Source organism: Cedecea neteri, from assembly GCF_000758325.1.
In the GTDB taxonomy this organism is placed as follows: Bacteria; Pseudomonadota; Gammaproteobacteria; order Enterobacterales; family Enterobacteriaceae; genus Cedecea; species Cedecea neteri_B.
Map to the genome: position 1 here is coordinate 1,706,529 of NZ_CP009459.1, position 15,201 is coordinate 1,721,729.

Genomic DNA, 15,201 nt, shown 5'->3' on the forward strand with positions numbered 1-15,201 from the left:
GCCATTTATCGAGTACCGTTGCAGATCATTAACTACTGCAGGCCAGCCTTTATAGCCTGTTAAAAAATTGCCAGTTTGATTTTGTCCGGCTACCAGTAAGCGCTTTATGACAAACTGTTGGATTCGTGACAACAACTGCCTCCCCTGTTGAAAGTTCAAGGAAAAATTAATAGTGCAATCTTTCTAAGTTTATATTTGGGAGTGATGGGTTAATTTGTTTAAATGCCAGCTGATTTTCAGCTGGCATTTATGATTTATTTATCTTTCGTTTTCTCAATGATAGATTTTTCAGTTGTTTTGTAAATGTTATTTATAGTGGTTACTTTTGTTGTTAAAGCAATGCATACAAGGCTTAAAATGAGAATGCTAATAGAGATAGTGTTGTTTTCAAAAATCAAATGTGCGCATAAGGAATAAATCCCCACTACTATGATACATAAGAATATGAATATCATTAGTAGATTATGATCTTGTATGAATTTTTCAGGGGTAAACATATATCCAATGTTTAACGCTATAAATAATATAAGAAATGAAATTCCAACAACTTTGGAATGCTTAGCTTCCTTTTTTTCTGGTGATGAAGTTGTTCTGGGGATTGATTCTACGAAGGACTTAAGGTTCCCCATGTCAGTGTTGTTCAATGCTGCGCTTTCAGCTTCAAACTTTGATACCGTTCCATCAGGATGAGTGGTTGTCCAGCTTATTTTGCCAGTCATACGATATCCTTAATCCTGAATATTCTATTAAAATCTGCATCTACAGCAGTATTAGACCATTCTTCTTTAGTATTATCTTTGACTAAAATAGCTTTATTGTTGTCAAAGATAATATTAGTTCCAGTGAATTTGATATGCGATAGATCTCCTTTGAAAATGTTCTGTTCAACGCCTTCAAACGCTTCCATAAGCGTGGCTGCTTCCTTTCTATAAGAGGGTTTTGGTCCATTTACCCCTATTTTTAGAACTATTATTCCGCTTCCATCTTTTACAGGATGTAATGAAAATGAAAGTGCCATTCCATGATAATAAGAACGAATCTTTTTTATCATTTTCATAACGTAGTCATCATATCTTTTTCTGTAAATCATTTTTTTTTCCGTGTCAGATTTTGAAGATATCTTACAATACTAAGAAATAATATGTCGATGACATTGTAATGTGTGTAAAGCAACTTAGTTGCTCTAAAAAAAACCAATGATTTGTTATGTTATATTGTATGGTTTATGGTGCATATATATGCAGTTTATATCCATGGAGTTCGCGGGCTGGCGTCAGAAAGAATTTCAGGCAATGATTCGCGGTGGTGTGCACACTGAGACAATCTGGATGAATAACCCAGAGGGGCGTCCCTACTCGCACACCTTTGCGGGAAAGGATTACAACGACAGGGAGTGTGACCTGCTCCCCGTTGATTAATACACCGCGATGTTAGTAATGTCTTCATAAGCCACATGAGGACATCCCCATGAAGAAGCGTTTTTCCGAAGAACAGATCATCAGTATTCTCCGAGAGGCCGAAGCCGGGGTTTCTGCCCGTGAGCTTTGCCGTAAGCACGCCATTTCCGACGCTACCTTTTACACCTGGCGTAAGAAGTATGGCGGTATGGAGGTGCCCGAGGTTAAGCGCCTTAAGTCGCTTGAGGAAGAGAACGCCAGACTCAAGAAGCTGCTTGCCGAAGCCATGCTGGATAAGGAGGCACTTCAGGTGGCTCTGGGGCGAAAGTACTGACGACAGACCAGAAGCGGGAAGCCGTTGAATTTATGTGTAATGTGACCGGTCTGTCGCAACGTCGTGCCTGCAGGCTTACAGGTTTGTCCCTGTCGACCTGCCGCTATGAGGCTCAGCGTCCGGCGGCTGATGCGCATTTATCAGGGCGCATCACTGAGCTGGCACTGGAGCGCAGGCGTTTTGGCTACCGACGCATCTGGCAGTTACTGCGCCGTGAAGGCCTTCATGTTAATCACAAGCGCGTGTACCGCCTTTACCACCTTAACGGGCTGGGCGTAAAACGCAGACGACGTCGTAAAGGGCTGGCAACAGAACGTCTGCCGCTGCTCCGCCCGGAGGCGCCCAACCTGACCTGGTCGATGGATTTTGTCATGGACGCGCTGGCCACCGGTCGCAGGATCAAGTGCCTGACCTGCGTGGACGACTTCACGAAGGAGTGTCTGACAATTACCACTGCATTCGGGATTTCAGGCGTGCAGGTCACGCGAATTCTGGACAGCATTGCACTGTTTCGCGGCTATCCGGCGACGATAAGAACGGACCAGGGGCCGGAGTTTACCTGCAGAGCACTTGACCAGTGGGCTTATGAGCATGGGGTGGAGCTGCGGCTTATCCAACCGGGCAAGCCAACACAGAACGGATTTATTGAAAGTTTTAACGGACGATTCAGGGATGAGTGTCTCAATGAGCACTGGTTCAGCGATATCGTTCACGCCCGGAAAAAGATTAATGACTGGCGACAGGATTATAACGAGTGTCGTCCACATTCATCGCTGAACTACCAGACTCCGGCTGAATTTGCAGCGGACTGGCGAAACGAGAAATATGAAGAAAAACCAACCGACATTACTAGCTGAAGGTTGTATCTAATCCTGGGGGCAGGTCAAGTGCATCAAACGCAAGGCGAAGCAATGGCGCGATAAGTTCGCAGCTCTGCCCCATGTTGAGCGACTGGCAATAATGACGGCGCTGAGCGAAGTTAATAATTAACCTCAGTAAACATACTCATCTGATTGATTGATAAAAAATATTTACAACCTCAAAATCCTTCTATACTGTATATATAAACAGTGTTTATGCGCGGTTGTTAGCATCTACTCCTGAGGATGCTGACTGGTTCATCCCGTAGTGAGGATAGGAGGGAAAATGCAGGACTATCTTTTGGAGTCGTTGAAACTCCAGCGTATTGATTTCTTTATCAAGCTTGTAGCGGCTAGTGAGTGTAGCGAAGAAGAGAAACGCCTTGCGATCCAGTGGGTGTCGGAACTGACGGACGAGCTGATGGCGAAAATTCGTAACCATGAATACAGCCAAACGATGGACGTCACCAGTTAAGGAGGTCTCTATGCGCATTGAAATAATGATTGATAAAGAGCAGAAGATTAGCCAGGCAACACTGGAAAGTCTTGAGTCAGAGCTTTACCGCAATCTGCCCCCTCTTTACCCCAAAAAAGCGATCCGCATACGCAAGGGAAGCGCCAATGGCATAGAACTTAGCGGTTTAAAACTGGACGAAGACAAAAAACGAGTGATGGAGATCATGCAGCAGGCTTGGGATGATGATGGCTGGCTGCAATAAGGAACGTTGCTGGCGTAAGAACTTGCTTCTGACGTCAGCAAGGTTTTAACAACGAACTAAGTGAGGCGTTAGGCTGTAGTTGTTGGTTCAGCTTTGACACACTATATGTAGCTTTTGGATACGGGGAGATTGAATTATGTTCAGTTTTTCTTGTCGTAGTAGTGAAAATGGGATAAGTAAACGATCCCACAAGATGTTCGCGACCCGGCATTGTTCTACACTAAGGTCATAACAAAAAGAATGAGTAGCAATGCCACAAGTATGCAGGCACAGCGAGGAGGTCGTATGACTAAGATTTTAGGAAAGCTTGCCACAGCACCAGGGCGTTGGATGCAGAATGTTATCCGCCAGGACATTGAGCAGTCCAACAATAGCAAAATTACTACTGATGCTAATGGGAATGCTGTTCTCAACATGAACAACAAAGAAGTTCGTGATTCTATGCAAGCCAGAATGAAGGAATTGGCAGCTAAACGTTAAGGATGGACGATGGGACCACTTGTCATAATGGTTGTTCTCGTATGCGGGTTTTGGTACACAGAAAATCACTATCAATCCCGCATACGTCACGCCAGAACCAACGGTTGGACCTCTTACTTTTATGTCGCTATGCACGGTTGTAAGTTTGTTGTTCAAGGTTTCGCCGTCATTTTTGCGCTCTACATCATTCTTTGGCTGTTCAGCTTAATTATCTCGTTGCCTCACCTATTTTGGCCGACATACGGCATGAAAGACATTTACTCATGGCTTACAGTCAAAGAGGTCATGAATTACCCATTGTTGTTTGCTTTCTCCATGGGGATGTCATGCTTACTGGCCTATGCCGCAGGTCAGAATGCAAGGAAGTCACTCGAGAAAGAAGAGGTAAGACAAGCCGCATATAGAGAAATGGCTTCAATGGATGGTGTCGAATCTCTTCTTGTACAGGCTATTGATGAAGATATGCTGATCTTCGTTACGCTTAAATCACGAAAGGTATATATCGGTTATGTCGCGGCTCCACGTATTGAACACAGCCATACCCAACATTTGGCGATAATTCCGTACATCAGCGGCTATCGTGATAAAGATACTCTTCGCTACCATGAGCAGCATAGATACTACGAGCTGTACTTGGCGAAAGGCATTACTGCGGATTCAGAGGGATTGAATTTGCAGCATTTCAGGCACGTGATTCCTATGGATCAGGTAGAAGCTGTTTCCCTGTTTGATACTGGGACCTACCTGTCCTTTGATGATTGCTCTGAGCCAGAGGAGACAAAGGATAAGAACGCATAAGAGTGCATGATCATGCTGCATGAAAACGCATGATCGTTTGAGGATCGTTTATGTCTAAGCCCGCCAGTTCTGGCGGGCTTTTGCTTATATCATGCAGGTGCATGAAAACCACTACGTAAAGCGGGCAGGCGTGGCGGGGATACGAGCGCGCGCTCATGGTTGAATTAGTGAATTTGTGATATCAAAGGGCTGGGTTTTCAAGCCGTTGATGTTCAATTGTAAGGCATAAGTTTCACCAGTAGGAGGAGAGCTGACATGGTGACGTTAGTGGACGACTGTCCAAGGTGTGGTTCACAGAAAATTTCTTTTGATTTTAATGGATTGAATTGCACTAAAGTTTATACAAGCCTTGGTGGAGCAAAAACGCACGAGTACGAGATTTACTGCGTTTGTCGGGAATGTCGTCAAACGACTATGTTTATGTGCTGGCCTTTGGAAAAAAATAAAACATTAGATGGTTACAATTGGGGGAGTGGGCTTTTTGGGCTAAGGGAAGTAGTTGAAGTGGGCAGACCTATTTCACCCGCTGACATAGCCGTAGAAGAACCACCAGAATTTTTGCCTGAACACATAAACAATGCATATGAGGAAGGTGCAAAATGTCTGGCAATCGGCTGCTATAATGCAGCGGCAACCATGTTTAGGCTTTGTCTTGATTACGCGACTAAAGGTCTTGTTCCTGATGGTGAACAAGGGCTTGCACAGAAAATCAAGAGAAGCTTGGGGTTAAGAATGGAGTGGCTCTTTGATAATCACCTTTTACCTGAGTCTTTGAGAGAGCTGGCTGAATGTGTCAAAGATGATGGAAATGATGGTGCCCATGAGGGGATTTTGGATAAGGCTGCCGCTGAGGATCTTGAAGATTTTACCTATCTTTTTTTAGAGCGGCTTTATACTGAGCCTCAGCGCCTTATCGAAGCCCGGACAAGGCGTGAGCAAAGACGAAAAAAATAAGTTTAGAATCATTCATCTTCAAGAATATAGGGCGTGAATTTAATCACTTTCTCGCCCAGCCAGTCGTTAAATTCCTGCAGTCGCTTCTGCAGCGGTATTAGCTCGTTGCGGACAAAAACGCGACTGGCCTTCTCCACATCCCCAAACCCACCAACATTACTAGGCATAATCCCCATCATCTGCGGCGGTACGCGGTGAGCTGCCATCATGTCATCCCGGCTCACGTTCTTGATGTTCAGGAACTCATCCTTTGCCGCCACCTCTGACAGCGGGATGATCTGAATGCCGTCCTTTTTGCCGTTGGGCGAATACATAAACAGGTTACGGAAGTTGCCCGGCCCCTTGGCACTTTTCATAGCCTGGCGGATGTTGTTTACGTCCTCCTGGTTCTGCGCTGCGTCGGTCATATACATGATGAAGCCTGCATGGCTGCCGTTGATGTAATACTTCCGGCGGAACAGCGTGGCGGACTCATTCAGCAGGGCGGAAGGGATGGCTGACAGGTATTCCGGCAGGCCGTAAATTTCCTGGTTTAAGTCCGGCTCCATCAGGTGAAAGATGCTGCCTTTCGTGAACTCATAAGGCTGCGTGGTCATGCCGTATTGCACAAACCAATAGGTGTCGAGGTCGATCCCGCGGCGGGTGTATTTTGCCAGCGATGGCTCCAGTGACAGAATGCCGCCCAGCCGGTTTGTCCGTTTTTCCAGGTAGGCGTTACCGAACACCAGATAGTCCTGCACAAAGCGGCTGAATGCCTGCTGGCTTAATAGCGAGTGCGGGACAAATGTACTGGTCAGGATGTTGCGCTTAACGGCAATCGGCGAGCTGTGATGCACGGCGGCGCGGTAGGTGCGGGCCAGCCCGTCAAAGCTCACGGGCGGCTCATACCACTTATCCATCTGCACGCATTCCACGTAGTCCAGCAGCTCGCGGCGGTCCAGTACCGGGATCGGATCGCCAAAGCTGAACGCTTCGGCGTGAGTTGTGTTCTTCTGCTGCGCGGCTTCCTGTACTGGCACGGTGCTGGTCAGGGTGTCGTGTTCACTCATCAAAAAATCTCCACAATGTTGCTGGTATTGGCGGCCTCGCCCTGTAGCGGTTCGTTAAACAGCGCGTGCATCGTTGCCCAGGCCAAATCTGCGTGGCTGGCTTCTTCGCTGCGGCTGGCTTCGTAGGTTGGGCGGTTGCCGCTGGCGGTGGTGGCCCGGCGGATTGCCATGAATGACTGCGCAATGTCAGTGTGCCCGGCGTCGAACTCCAGGCGGCGGTGGCTGATAATGTCGTATGCCTTGAGCACCAAGGCGTTTTTCACGTTCGGGTTGTAGACGAACTCCCGCACGGCAGGGAAGAACGCTTTCACATTTTCATACACGCCGTGGCCCACGCCCGTTGAGTCGATGCCGATGTAAGTCACGTTGTATTGCTGGGTAAGCTGTTTGATGGCGTCGGCTTGGGCGCGGAAGTCCATCCCGCGCCACTGATGGCGCTCAAGAATGCGGAACTTGCCGCCCGGCACAGGTGGTGGAGCCATCACCACGCACCCGGCGCTGTCACCGTTCTGCGTACCCTTTGCCGGGTCATACCCGATCCACACTTCGCGCCAGCCGAACGGGCGCAGGGCCAGGGCCTGAAAATCTGACCAGACCTCCCAGCTGTCCACCATGCACGCCTGCAACTCACTGAGCGGAAAGACCGATGCGAGATCGTCGATAAATTCACACATCAGCAGGTTCTGGTATTCGTCCGGGCTGTACTCCATGCGCAGCTGGTCGAGGTCGAACAGGTTACAGCCGCCACGCACCGCATCCTCCACGGTGACAATCTGGCGATATTGCCCGTCCGGGCAGAGCAGGCCGGGAGCCAGGCTGCCATGGGTCAGGTCAATGTCCACTTTGTCGGCTTTGCTGCGGCCCCGGTTGAACAACGCGCCGGACCAGAACGGATAGGCGCTGTGCGTCAGGCTCGACGGGGTGGAAAAGTAGGTTTGCCGCCAACGTTTATGGATTGCCATGCCGGAGGCGACTTTGCGCAGTTCTTGGAATTTCGGGATCCAGAAATATTCATCCAGGTACAGGTTGCCGTGATAGCTCTGCGCGGTGCGGGCGTTGGTACCGAGGAAGTACAGGCACGCTCCGTTAGGCAGGACCATCGGATCGCCTCTCAGCTCCACCTCGACTTCTTTGGCAAAATCGATGATGTACTGCCTGAACATATGTGCCTGCGATTTGCTGGCGGATAGGAAGATCTGGTTACGTCCCGTGGTGATGGCGTCAATCAGTGCCTCACGGGCAAAGTAAAAGGTTGCCCCGATCTGGCGTGATTTGAGCAGGTTACGGATACGGTGACGGTTGCCTGCTTCCCACCAGTGGCGTTGATAGGCAAACATCGAATCGTGGAAAATTTCCTGCAGCTTTTCGGTCTGCTCGTCGCTGAATACGTTCTTTTCCGGTGGCTTGCGCGGGCCTTTGTTGCGGTTCGCCACGTTAGGGTTAAGGTCGGCCTCGTTGCCGCCGTCGTTAAATTTGCCGATGCGGGCATGGCGTTCTGACTGACGCGCCAGCAGGTCAATCTCTTTGAAGTCTTTCCCTTCTTTCGTCTCCTTCATGATGAGCTGGCAGTAACGCGCGGCAGTGGTCAGCTGCATCTGATCCAGCGGGCCATAGTCGCCCCACTTGTCGCGCTTCTTCCAGCTGTGTACGGTTGCAACTTTCTCGCCCAGCATTTCTGCAATGCGGGCTACGCGGTATCCCTGAAAGTACAGCATCATGGCCTGCCGACGGGGATCGAGATCTGTGGGAGTCAGTGTGGTGTTCATGGCACAAGATTACGGCCTTGACTGACGCCTTTCCCCGGCTGCGTTTTGTGTCGTCCTCAGTACAAGTCCCGCGCGTTGTTTCACTCCCCCCATCCCAGCAAACATAAGGCTCCAGTAAGTTTTTTCTAACGGAGCATGGCTCATGACAGCGAAAGCAAAGCGTTTCCGCATCGGGGTGGAAGGTGCCACCACTGACGGACGTGAAATCCAGCGTGACTGGCTGGTGCAGATGGCAGCCAGTTACAACCCGGCGGTGTACACCGCGCAGATTAACCTTGAGCACATCAAGTCCTACCTGCCGGACAGCACCTTTAACCGCTACGGCACCGTGACCGCCCTGGTTGCAGAGGAAATCAAAGATGGTGCGCTGGCGGGCAAGATGGCGCTCTATGCCGATGTGGCCCCGACGGATGCCCTGGTGGCCCTGGTGAAGAAAGGCCAGAAGCTTTTCACCTCCATGGAAGTCAGCCCGCAGTTTGCTGATTCTGGCAAGGCGTATCTGGTCGGCTTGGCGGCAACGGATGACCCGGCAAGCCTGGGCACGGAAATGCTGACATTCAGCGCCACCGCCACCCATAACCCACTGGCAAACCGCAAGCTGAACCCGGAAAACCTGTTCTCCGCCGCCGCCGAAACGGTGATCGAACTGGAAGAAAATCAGCCGAACCTCTTTTCCCGCGTGACCGCGCTGTTTGCCAAAAAAGAGCAAACCAATGACGCGCGCTTCTCTGATGTGCATAAAGCCGTGGAGCTGGTTGCCATTGAGCAGCAGAGCTTTGGCGAGCGCACAGACAAATCCCTGTCTGAGCAGGAAACCCGCCTCTCTGCGCTGGAAACCTCATTGCAGCAACAGCAGGCCGATTTTGCGGCGCTGCAGCAGCAACTGAGCACCGAAGACAGCCGCAAGGATTACCGCCAGCGTGCGCCGGGCGTTGATGCACCCGCTGGCACCGTGACTAACTGCTGATGGAGCACAAGACCCGATGAAACAGAAAACCAAATTTGCCTTTAACGCCTACCTGATGCAGCTGGCCCGCCTGAACAATGTTCCGGTGGAGGAGCTGTCCAGCAAGTTCACGGTGGAGCCGTCCGTGCAGCAGACGCTGGAAGACCAGATTCAGCAGTCCGCCGCGTTCCTCACTCTAATCAACATCATGCCAGTATCTGAGCAGTCCGGTCAGTTGCTGGGACTGGGTGTCGGCAGCACCATCGCCGGAACCACCGACACCACTGCCAAAGAACGTGAAGCCACCGATCCAACGCTAATGACGGATGTGGAGTACAAGTGCGAACAGACCAACTTTGACACAGTTCTGACCTACGCGAAGCTGGACTTGTGGGCGAAGTTCCAGGACTTCCAACTGCGTATCCGTAACGCCATCATTCAGCGCCAGGCACTGGACCGCATCATGATCGGCTTTAACGGAGTGAAGCGTGCCAAAACCTCCAACCGTGCCGACAACCCGATGCTACAGGACGTGAACAAAGGCTGGCTGCAGAAGGTGCGTGAAGATGCGCCGGACTGCGTGATGGGCAGCACCACCGCCGAAGACGGCACCACTACCGCCGCCCCGGTTAAAGTCGGGACGGGTGGTCAGTACATCAATCTGGATGCTGTGGTGATGGATGCTGTCAACGAGCTGATTGATCCGATTTTCCAGGACGATGACGGTCTGGTGGTGGTCTGTGGTCGTGCGCTGCTGGCGGATAAGTATTTCCCACTGGTCAACAAAGATCAGGACAACAGCGAGAAAATCTCCGCCGACCTCATCATCAGTCAGAAACGTATGGGGGGCCTGCAGGCGGTGCGCGCGCCGTTCTTCCCAGCTAATGCGCTGCTGGTCACTCGCCTGGACAACCTGTCCATCTACTGGCAGGAAGACACCCGCCGTCGCGCGGTTATCGACAATCCGAAGCGTGACCGCATCGAAAACTTTGAATCCGTCAATGAGGCGTACGTGGTGGAAGACTACCGCTGCGTGGCGCTGGTGGAAAACATCGAGATCGGTGATTTCAGCGCGCCAGCCGCGCCGAAAGGCGGGGAGTAACGCATGAGCCTGAGTCCTGCACGGCAACACCGCTTGCGCGTTCAGGCTGAACAGGCCGCCCGTTTGGGCGGCAGTGTTCGTCATGCGTCGGGCTATGACCAGATGCTGCTGCAGCTGGCGGAGGATAAGCGCCGCCTGAAAGGTATTCAGTCCACGGTGACAAAGGCGCAGATCAAGGTGGAACTGCTGCCGAAATATGCCGCCTGGGTGGAGGGTGTACTGGTTGCGGAGGCCACGCAGCAGGATGACGTGGTGATGTACGCCATGCTCTGGCGTATCGACGCCGGTGATTATGCTGGCGCGCTGCAAATCGCCGCCCACGCGCTGCGCCATGGCTGGGTGATGCCGCTCGGCAACCGCAATCCGCAGACGGTGCTGGTTGAGGAGCTGGCAGACGCGGCGCAAGCCGCCATCATCGCCTCACAACCTTTTGATACTGAGTGTTTGCTGCAGGCGCTGGATATGACCGACGGCAGCGACATGCCCGATCAGTCCCGTGCTCGCCTACATAAAGCCATTGGTCTTTTGCTCTGCGAATTCAGCCCGGCCTCCGCCCTGAATCACCTCACTCATGCGCTACAGCTCGACCCACGCTGTGGCGTGAAAAAAGACAAAGAGCGGCTTGAGCGCAGACTGCGCAACGAGAGCCAGTAACGGAACGTGCCCCGCGCACGGGCGGCACGGGATGGCGACAGGCTCAGCCTTATCAAAATCCCGTCCACCGCCCACTTTTTCAGGAGAAAGCGATATGCAGTTTGTTGCGCCTGAGCAGGCCCCGGAACAGGCGGAGGTCATCAAAAATACGCCGTTCTGGCCTGATGTGGACCTGTGCGAATTTCGCAGCGTGATGCGCACTGACGGCACGGTGACGCCCGCCCGGCTGAAACAGTTGGCGCTCACGGCAATGTCGGAAGTCAACGCGGAGCTGTACACCTTCCGCCAGCGCCAGCAGGCGCTGGGCTACCGGATGCTGGCAGAGGTGCCCGCAGAAGAACTGGACGGTAAAAGCGAGCGCCTGCATCACTACAGCAATGCGGTGTATTGCTGGGCGCGTGCGGTGCTCAATGAGCGCTATCAGGACTATGATTCCACGGCGTCTGCGGTAAAGCGCGGGGAAGAACTGGCGGAGGCTAGCGCCGACCTGTGGCGTGATGCCCGCTGGGCAATCAGCCGGGTGCAGGATGCGCCGCACTGCACGGTGGAGCTTATCTGATGAAAGTGCGTGCGCACCAGTATGACACTGTGGATGCGCTTTGCTGGCGTCATTACGGGCGCACGCAGGGCGTCACAGAACAGGTGCTACAGGCAAATCCGGGGCTGGCAGAGTACGGCCCTTTTTTACCTCACGGGCTTGAAGTGGAGCTGCCGGATTTGGTCCGGGCTGCAACCACTCAGACCGTTCAGCTATGGGACTGACCATGACAATAGAAAAAGTCACGGCCTTCATTGTGTACTGGATCGCAGTCTTTCTGGCCTGGCTGGGAGGCTGGTCTATTCAGGATGCGGCCGCCGCAGTGGGCATGGCCCTGGGCGCGGGAATGTTTGCGGTGAGCTGGTATTACCGGCGCAAAACATTCCAGCTTCTCGTTACGGGAAAAATCAGCCTGGAGGTTTATGAACGCGTCAATCGTTAAGCGCTGTGCAGTTGGCGCTGTGCTCGCCATTGCTGCAACCCTGCCGGGGTTTCAGCAGCTCAATACCTCTGTTGAGGGGCTGAAGCTTATTGCTGATTACGAAGGATGCCGCCTGCAGCCATATCAGTGTGATGCCAATGTCTGGACTGATGGGATCGGCAACACGGTAGGGGTGGTGCCGGGCAAAACCATCACGGAGAGACAGGCAGCGCAGGGGCTGATCTCCAATGTGCTGCGTGTGGAGCGGGCGCTGGATAAGTGTGTGCTGCAGTCGATGCCGCAAAAGGTCTATGACGCCGTGGTGTCGTTTGCTTTCAACGTAGGGACAGGCAATGCCTGCAGCTCCACGCTGGTTAAGTTGCTCAATCAGCGGCGCTGGACGGATGCGTGCCACCAGTTGCCGCGCTGGGTTTATGTGAAAGGTGTGTTTAATCAGGGGCTGGACAACCGTCGCGGGCGGGAAATGGCCTGGTGCTTACAAGGAGCATAGCAAGATGAAGAAGAAATTTATTAGCGTGTTTTTCCCGATAGTGTGGGCCGCACTACTCGTTATCAGTCTGCTTTACCCTCGCAGTGGGGCGCCGGTTCTGGTCGGTGCATCTGTTCAGGTAGCGTGCATTATTGCCTGGCTCATGGCGGCATTTGCCGTTATCGGATGGGCCGCCGGTGATGGGCCGCGTAACCAGGTAAGGGCGGCATTGATGAAGTTCAGGATGCAGCCGGTAAAACCAGTGCGAACATGGACGGTGAGGCTGCTTGTTGTTGCGTGCCTAGCAATATCGGGCTGGGCAATCACTTTGGTGTTTTATCTGCTGACGCTGGTCCTGTATCAAATTGCTCGTGCGCAGCTCCATAAACCGGCGGCTGCCTGATGCGTGTGCTGGCGGTAGTGCTTGCGCTAGCACTGGTCGCGCTGGGCTGGCAGTCGTGGCGGCTTAACAATGCCAGCCACATCATAGAGACGCAGGGCGCGGTGCTGAAAAGTAAAGCGCTGGAATTGACGAAGAAAAACAGCCAGTTGATCGGCCTGTCCATTCTGACTGAAACCAACAGCCAGGAGCAGGTGCGACTTTATGCGGCAGCGGAGCAGAACGCCTCGCTGCTGAGACTCCGTCAACACAGGATCGAGGAGCTAAAACGTGAAAACGAGGATTTACGCCGCTGGGCTGACACTCCTTTGCCTGCTGACATTGTCCGGCTGCGGGAGCGTCCAGCCATCGCCGGAGGTGCAGCTTACCGTGAGTGGCTGTCCAAAAGTGACGCAGTGCCGACTGGAAAGGTCATCGCCCAGGAGTAACGGTGATCTGAATGCGGTGCTGGATGAAACCGAGGCCGCCTGGGCGACCTGTGCTGACAAGGTGGACACGATAGTTTCGTGTCAGGAGCGAAATAGTGAACAAGCCGCAGTCTTTACGCCGCGCCCTGAATGAAGCAGTTGCTTATGTCCGGGGCAACCCGGACAAACTACACCTTTTCGTTGATAACGGCTCACTTGTAGCAACCGGGGCCAGTTCTATGTCATGGGAATACCGCTACACGTTGAACGTGGTAATTGAAGATTTTAGCGGTGATCAAAATTTGCTGATGGCACCAGTGCTGTTGTGGCTTCGTGATAATCAGCCGGACGCTATTAACAGCCCGGAACTGCGCGAAAAACTGTTCACTTTTGAGGTGGATATTCTGCGAAACGATATCTGCGATATCAGTTTGAACCTGCAACTTACTGAGCGTGTGATTGTTAGCGCTGACGGTGGAGTGGCGAGCGTTGAGGCTGTGCCGGAGCCTGACGAACCGGACGAAATGTGGACTGTGAAACGTGGATGATCTGCAGAAGGTTGATGCTTGGCTGGAGGCTTTACTGGCGAATCTTGAGCCTGCGGCCAGAAAGAAAATGATGCGGGAACTGGCGCAGCAGCTGCGTCGGACACAGCAGAATAATATCAGACTGCAGCGCAACCCGGATGGAAGTGCGTATGAATCCAGAAAGGTGACAGCCCGGAGCAAGAAAGGCCGCATTAAACGGCAGATGTTTTCAAAACTTCGCACTGCCAGATTTTTGCGCGTCTCTTCGTCTGTTAACTCTGCGAGTGTCGCGTTTGTTGGGCAGGTACAGCGCATTGCCAGGGTCCACCACTACGGCTTACGGGACAAAGTGAGTAAGCGGGGGCCAAAAGTGCGTTATGCAGAGCGCCGGTTGCTGGGCGTTAATGACGAAGTTGAAGAACTCACCCGTGACATTCTACTGAGCTGGCTTGTTGAGTCGTGATTCTAGTGCGATACACTGCTCGATAGCCTCATCGATTGTGATTTTATTGAACGTCCATTCAGAATTATCAAATCTACAAACAAATATTTTGCATTCAGGAAGGTGTTCTTTGAATTCTGCTTTGGTTTTGATTAGGTAGCTTTTATTAAAAGAATTTCTGATTCCAATATATGCTTCTTTAAAGCTTGAATTTTTTACCGGTTGTATTTCGCCAGAAATTCGCCAAACATTTCTAACAACTCTAACCTCCTCTTCATAAGACCAGTATCCAGGCTTGTAAAGAAATGTTCTTTGAAGAACCTCAAGCAAACCAGGAGTAAAAGTGAACTGTAATCCTTGAAAAAATATATGGCTTTCGGAGTTATCGAAAGATGCCTTGGGCTTTGTCGACGTGTAAATAACACTTCCATATTTAGCTGGGATTACATTAGCGCCAATGTCATTTAACCCTGCTTCATTGATGTCAATGCCGAAAACAATACCTGCATGAGAACAGTTTCCGTGGTCAAGTGGAATGCCATAACCACCTTCTACTTTTTCACCCTTACTATAATGCGCCCACATTAGTGGGTTTAGAGGATTTCTTGTGAGAGATAAAATTCCATAAGACTGAGACGCTACGATGTATTTTATCGTTTGATCGTCATGTTCAAGAGCTGAATCAGAATGCAAGCTGGTAAGCTCAAATGGGTCATTGAGTGAGGAGGCTTTTGAAAATTTCAATGTTGAATTTTTTATGATTGTATCTGCGGTGCTTAAATCAACGTATTTATATAAAAGCATTATTGACCTGTTCCAAAAATGACAATGTTTTTAGGGATTCCTCAGGTCAGGATATTACTGCTTCATTGTGGGATGCGCCATACAAAGCCGATTCGTTTTGTGAATGCTTAGAG

The 15,201-nt window shown here is 51.4% G+C and carries 23 protein-coding genes and 2 pseudogenes; 20 read left to right on the forward strand and 5 right to left on the reverse strand.

The window, feature by feature from the left end:
* Window positions 1-254: 254 nt before the first annotated feature.
* Together LH86_RS08065 and LH86_RS08070 are read right to left on the reverse strand one after the other, a co-directional pair.
* On the reverse strand, window positions 255-719 hold the full coding sequence (locus LH86_RS08065; protein ID WP_039300059.1) for a hypothetical protein: 465 nt from the start codon (window positions 717-719) through the stop codon (window positions 255-257).
* Window positions 716-1,090, reverse strand: coding sequence for a hypothetical protein (locus tag LH86_RS08070; RefSeq protein ID WP_039300062.1), 375 nt, complete (start codon window positions 1,088-1,090; stop codon window positions 716-718). The genes LH86_RS08065 and LH86_RS08070 overlap by 4 nt, the downstream gene beginning before the upstream one ends.
* 175 nt (window positions 1,091-1,265) lie before the next feature.
* Here LH86_RS08070 and LH86_RS22775 point away from each other — a divergent pair.
* From LH86_RS22775 to LH86_RS08110, 8 genes and pseudogenes are all read left to right on the forward strand, one after another.
* A pseudogene (locus tag LH86_RS22775) lies at window positions 1,266-1,391 on the forward strand (DNA adenine methylase); the annotation flags it as partial.
* Between the two features lie 76 nt (window positions 1,392-1,467).
* Window positions 1,468-2,588 (forward strand): IS3 family transposase gene (locus LH86_RS08085; RefSeq protein WP_156107014.1). Its coding sequence is split into 2 segments (ribosomal slippage): window positions 1,468-1,726 and window positions 1,726-2,588, totalling 1,122 coding nucleotides; the frame shifts between segments, so codons are not numbered across the junction.
* Window positions 2,589-2,622: 34 nt separating this feature from the next.
* A pseudogene (locus LH86_RS22780) lies at window positions 2,623-2,721 on the forward strand (DNA adenine methylase); the annotation flags it as partial.
* Between the two features lie 156 nt (window positions 2,722-2,877).
* Window positions 2,878-3,066, forward strand: coding sequence for a hypothetical protein (locus LH86_RS08090; protein WP_032678736.1), 189 nt, complete (start codon window positions 2,878-2,880; stop codon window positions 3,064-3,066).
* A gap of 10 nt (window positions 3,067-3,076) precedes the next feature.
* The gene (locus tag LH86_RS08095) at window positions 3,077-3,310 is read left to right on the forward strand and encodes a DinI-like family protein (RefSeq protein ID WP_039300077.1); all 234 of its coding nucleotides are present in this window, start codon (window positions 3,077-3,079) and stop codon (window positions 3,308-3,310) included.
* 285 nt (window positions 3,311-3,595) lie between these two features.
* A complete protein-coding gene (locus LH86_RS08100; protein ID WP_039300081.1) occupies window positions 3,596-3,790 on the forward strand; it encodes a hypothetical protein in 195 nt (64 codons plus the stop codon).
* 9 nt (window positions 3,791-3,799) lie between these two features.
* Window positions 3,800-4,588, forward strand: a complete 789-nt coding sequence (locus tag LH86_RS08105) for a hypothetical protein (RefSeq protein WP_039300085.1) — start codon at window positions 3,800-3,802, stop codon at window positions 4,586-4,588.
* A gap of 255 nt (window positions 4,589-4,843) precedes the next feature.
* Window positions 4,844-5,542 carry a DUF4145 domain-containing protein gene (locus LH86_RS08110; RefSeq protein ID WP_039300087.1) on the forward strand — a complete coding sequence of 233 codons (699 nt, stop codon included), beginning with the start codon at window positions 4,844-4,846 and terminating at the stop codon, window positions 5,540-5,542.
* 8 nt (window positions 5,543-5,550) lie between these two features.
* On the opposite strand, the gene LH86_RS08115 is transcribed toward LH86_RS08110, so the two are convergent.
* Together LH86_RS08115 and LH86_RS08120 are read right to left on the reverse strand one after the other, a co-directional pair.
* Window positions 5,551-6,591 carry a phage portal protein gene (locus LH86_RS08115; protein ID WP_039300090.1) on the reverse strand — a complete coding sequence of 347 codons (1,041 nt, stop codon included), beginning with the start codon at window positions 6,589-6,591 and terminating at the stop codon, window positions 5,551-5,553.
* A complete protein-coding gene (locus LH86_RS08120; RefSeq protein ID WP_039300093.1) occupies window positions 6,591-8,357 on the reverse strand; it encodes a terminase ATPase subunit family protein in 1,767 nt (588 codons plus the stop codon). The genes LH86_RS08115 and LH86_RS08120 overlap by 1 nt, the downstream gene beginning before the upstream one ends.
* 142 nt (window positions 8,358-8,499) lie before the next feature.
* Between LH86_RS08120 and LH86_RS08125 the strand changes: the two genes are divergently transcribed.
* The 12 genes from LH86_RS08125 to LH86_RS08175 all read left to right on the forward strand — a co-directional run bounded on the left by LH86_RS08125 (window position 8,500) and on the right by LH86_RS08175 (window position 14,305).
* Window positions 8,500-9,324, forward strand: a complete 825-nt coding sequence (locus LH86_RS08125) for a GPO family capsid scaffolding protein (RefSeq protein ID WP_039300096.1) — start codon at window positions 8,500-8,502, stop codon at window positions 9,322-9,324.
* A 16-nt stretch (window positions 9,325-9,340) separates the two neighbouring features.
* Window positions 9,341-10,405: a phage major capsid protein, P2 family gene (locus LH86_RS08130; protein WP_039300099.1), complete on the forward strand. Its 1,065-nt coding sequence runs from the start codon at window positions 9,341-9,343 to the stop codon at window positions 10,403-10,405.
* Window positions 10,406-10,408: 3 nt separating this feature from the next.
* Window positions 10,409-11,059: a phage terminase small subunit gene (gene gpM / locus LH86_RS08135; RefSeq protein WP_039300102.1), complete on the forward strand. Its 651-nt coding sequence runs from the start codon at window positions 10,409-10,411 to the stop codon at window positions 11,057-11,059.
* Window positions 11,060-11,153: 94 nt separating this feature from the next.
* A complete protein-coding gene (locus LH86_RS08140; RefSeq protein ID WP_039300106.1) occupies window positions 11,154-11,618 on the forward strand; it encodes a head completion/stabilization protein in 465 nt (154 codons plus the stop codon).
* Entirely contained in the window at window positions 11,618-11,821 is a 204-nt protein-coding gene (locus tag LH86_RS08145) for a tail protein X (protein WP_039300109.1), read from the forward strand. The genes LH86_RS08140 and LH86_RS08145 overlap by 1 nt, the downstream gene beginning before the upstream one ends.
* Before the next feature lie 2 nt (window positions 11,822-11,823).
* The gene (locus tag LH86_RS08150) at window positions 11,824-12,039 is read left to right on the forward strand and encodes an HP1 family phage holin (RefSeq protein WP_039300112.1); all 216 of its coding nucleotides are present in this window, start codon (window positions 11,824-11,826) and stop codon (window positions 12,037-12,039) included.
* The gene (locus LH86_RS08155; protein WP_039300115.1) at window positions 12,020-12,529 is read left to right on the forward strand and encodes a lysozyme; all 510 of its coding nucleotides are present in this window, start codon (window positions 12,020-12,022) and stop codon (window positions 12,527-12,529) included. Before LH86_RS08150 ends, LH86_RS08155 begins: the two co-directional genes overlap by 20 nt.
* 4 nt (window positions 12,530-12,533) lie before the next feature.
* On the forward strand, window positions 12,534-12,911 hold the full coding sequence (locus LH86_RS08160) for a DNZ54_00345 family protein (RefSeq protein ID WP_039300118.1): 378 nt from the start codon (window positions 12,534-12,536) through the stop codon (window positions 12,909-12,911).
* Window positions 12,908-13,336, forward strand: a complete 429-nt coding sequence (gene lysB / locus LH86_RS08165; RefSeq protein WP_197061710.1) for an Rz-like lysis system protein LysB — start codon at window positions 12,908-12,910, stop codon at window positions 13,334-13,336. The genes LH86_RS08160 and lysB overlap by 4 nt, the downstream gene beginning before the upstream one ends.
* Complete coding sequence (lysC, locus tag LH86_RS22785; RefSeq protein WP_231562731.1) at window positions 13,221-13,469, forward strand: Rz1-like lysis system protein LysC; 249 nt, start codon at window positions 13,221-13,223, stop codon at window positions 13,467-13,469. The genes lysB and lysC overlap by 116 nt, the downstream gene beginning before the upstream one ends.
* Entirely contained in the window at window positions 13,432-13,863 is a 432-nt protein-coding gene (locus LH86_RS08170) for a phage tail protein (RefSeq protein ID WP_039300123.1), read from the forward strand. Before lysC ends, LH86_RS08170 begins: the two co-directional genes overlap by 38 nt.
* Window positions 13,856-14,305 (forward strand): phage virion morphogenesis protein, encoded by a 450-nt coding sequence (locus tag LH86_RS08175; protein WP_039300126.1) that lies wholly within the window; start codon window positions 13,856-13,858, stop codon window positions 14,303-14,305. The genes LH86_RS08170 and LH86_RS08175 overlap by 8 nt, the downstream gene beginning before the upstream one ends.
* On the opposite strand, the gene LH86_RS08180 is transcribed toward LH86_RS08175, so the two are convergent.
* A complete protein-coding gene (locus LH86_RS08180) occupies window positions 14,279-15,088 on the reverse strand; it encodes a DUF2971 domain-containing protein (RefSeq protein WP_052045557.1) in 810 nt (269 codons plus the stop codon). The genes LH86_RS08175 and LH86_RS08180 overlap by 27 nt on opposite strands.
* Between the last annotated feature and the right edge of the window lie 113 nt (window positions 15,089-15,201).

Excerpts from the sequence above, each read along its gene's own strand:
- LH86_RS08065 (WP_039300059.1), bottom strand. The coding sequence starts at position 719 with ATGACTGGCAAAATAAGCTGGACAACCACTCATCCTGATGGAACGGTA.
- LH86_RS08070 (WP_039300062.1), bottom strand. The coding sequence starts at position 1,090 with ATGATTTACAGAAAAAGATATGATGACTACGTTATGAAAATGATAAAA.
- LH86_RS08090 (WP_032678736.1), top strand. The coding sequence starts at position 2,878 with ATGCAGGACTATCTTTTGGAGTCGTTGAAACTCCAGCGTATTGATTTC.
- LH86_RS08095 (WP_039300077.1), top strand. The coding sequence starts at position 3,077 with ATGCGCATTGAAATAATGATTGATAAAGAGCAGAAGATTAGCCAGGCA.
- LH86_RS08100 (WP_039300081.1), top strand. The coding sequence starts at position 3,596 with ATGACTAAGATTTTAGGAAAGCTTGCCACAGCACCAGGGCGTTGGATG.
- LH86_RS08105 (WP_039300085.1), top strand. The coding sequence starts at position 3,800 with ATGGGACCACTTGTCATAATGGTTGTTCTCGTATGCGGGTTTTGGTAC.
- LH86_RS08110 (WP_039300087.1), top strand. The coding sequence starts at position 4,844 with ATGGTGACGTTAGTGGACGACTGTCCAAGGTGTGGTTCACAGAAAATT.
- LH86_RS08115 (WP_039300090.1), bottom strand. The coding sequence starts at position 6,591 with ATGAGTGAACACGACACCCTGACCAGCACCGTGCCAGTACAGGAAGCC.
- LH86_RS08120 (WP_039300093.1), bottom strand. The coding sequence starts at position 8,357 with ATGAACACCACACTGACTCCCACAGATCTCGATCCCCGTCGGCAGGCC.
- LH86_RS08125 (WP_039300096.1), top strand. The coding sequence starts at position 8,500 with ATGACAGCGAAAGCAAAGCGTTTCCGCATCGGGGTGGAAGGTGCCACC.
- LH86_RS08130 (WP_039300099.1), top strand. The coding sequence starts at position 9,341 with ATGAAACAGAAAACCAAATTTGCCTTTAACGCCTACCTGATGCAGCTG.
- gpM (WP_039300102.1), top strand. The coding sequence starts at position 10,409 with ATGAGCCTGAGTCCTGCACGGCAACACCGCTTGCGCGTTCAGGCTGAA.
- LH86_RS08140 (WP_039300106.1), top strand. The coding sequence starts at position 11,154 with ATGCAGTTTGTTGCGCCTGAGCAGGCCCCGGAACAGGCGGAGGTCATC.
- LH86_RS08145 (WP_039300109.1), top strand. The coding sequence starts at position 11,618 with ATGAAAGTGCGTGCGCACCAGTATGACACTGTGGATGCGCTTTGCTGG.
- LH86_RS08150 (WP_039300112.1), top strand. The coding sequence starts at position 11,824 with ATGACAATAGAAAAAGTCACGGCCTTCATTGTGTACTGGATCGCAGTC.
- LH86_RS08155 (WP_039300115.1), top strand. The coding sequence starts at position 12,020 with ATGAACGCGTCAATCGTTAAGCGCTGTGCAGTTGGCGCTGTGCTCGCC.
- LH86_RS08160 (WP_039300118.1), top strand. The coding sequence starts at position 12,534 with ATGAAGAAGAAATTTATTAGCGTGTTTTTCCCGATAGTGTGGGCCGCA.
- LH86_RS08180 (WP_052045557.1), bottom strand. The coding sequence starts at position 15,088 with ATGCTTTTATATAAATACGTTGATTTAAGCACCGCAGATACAATCATA.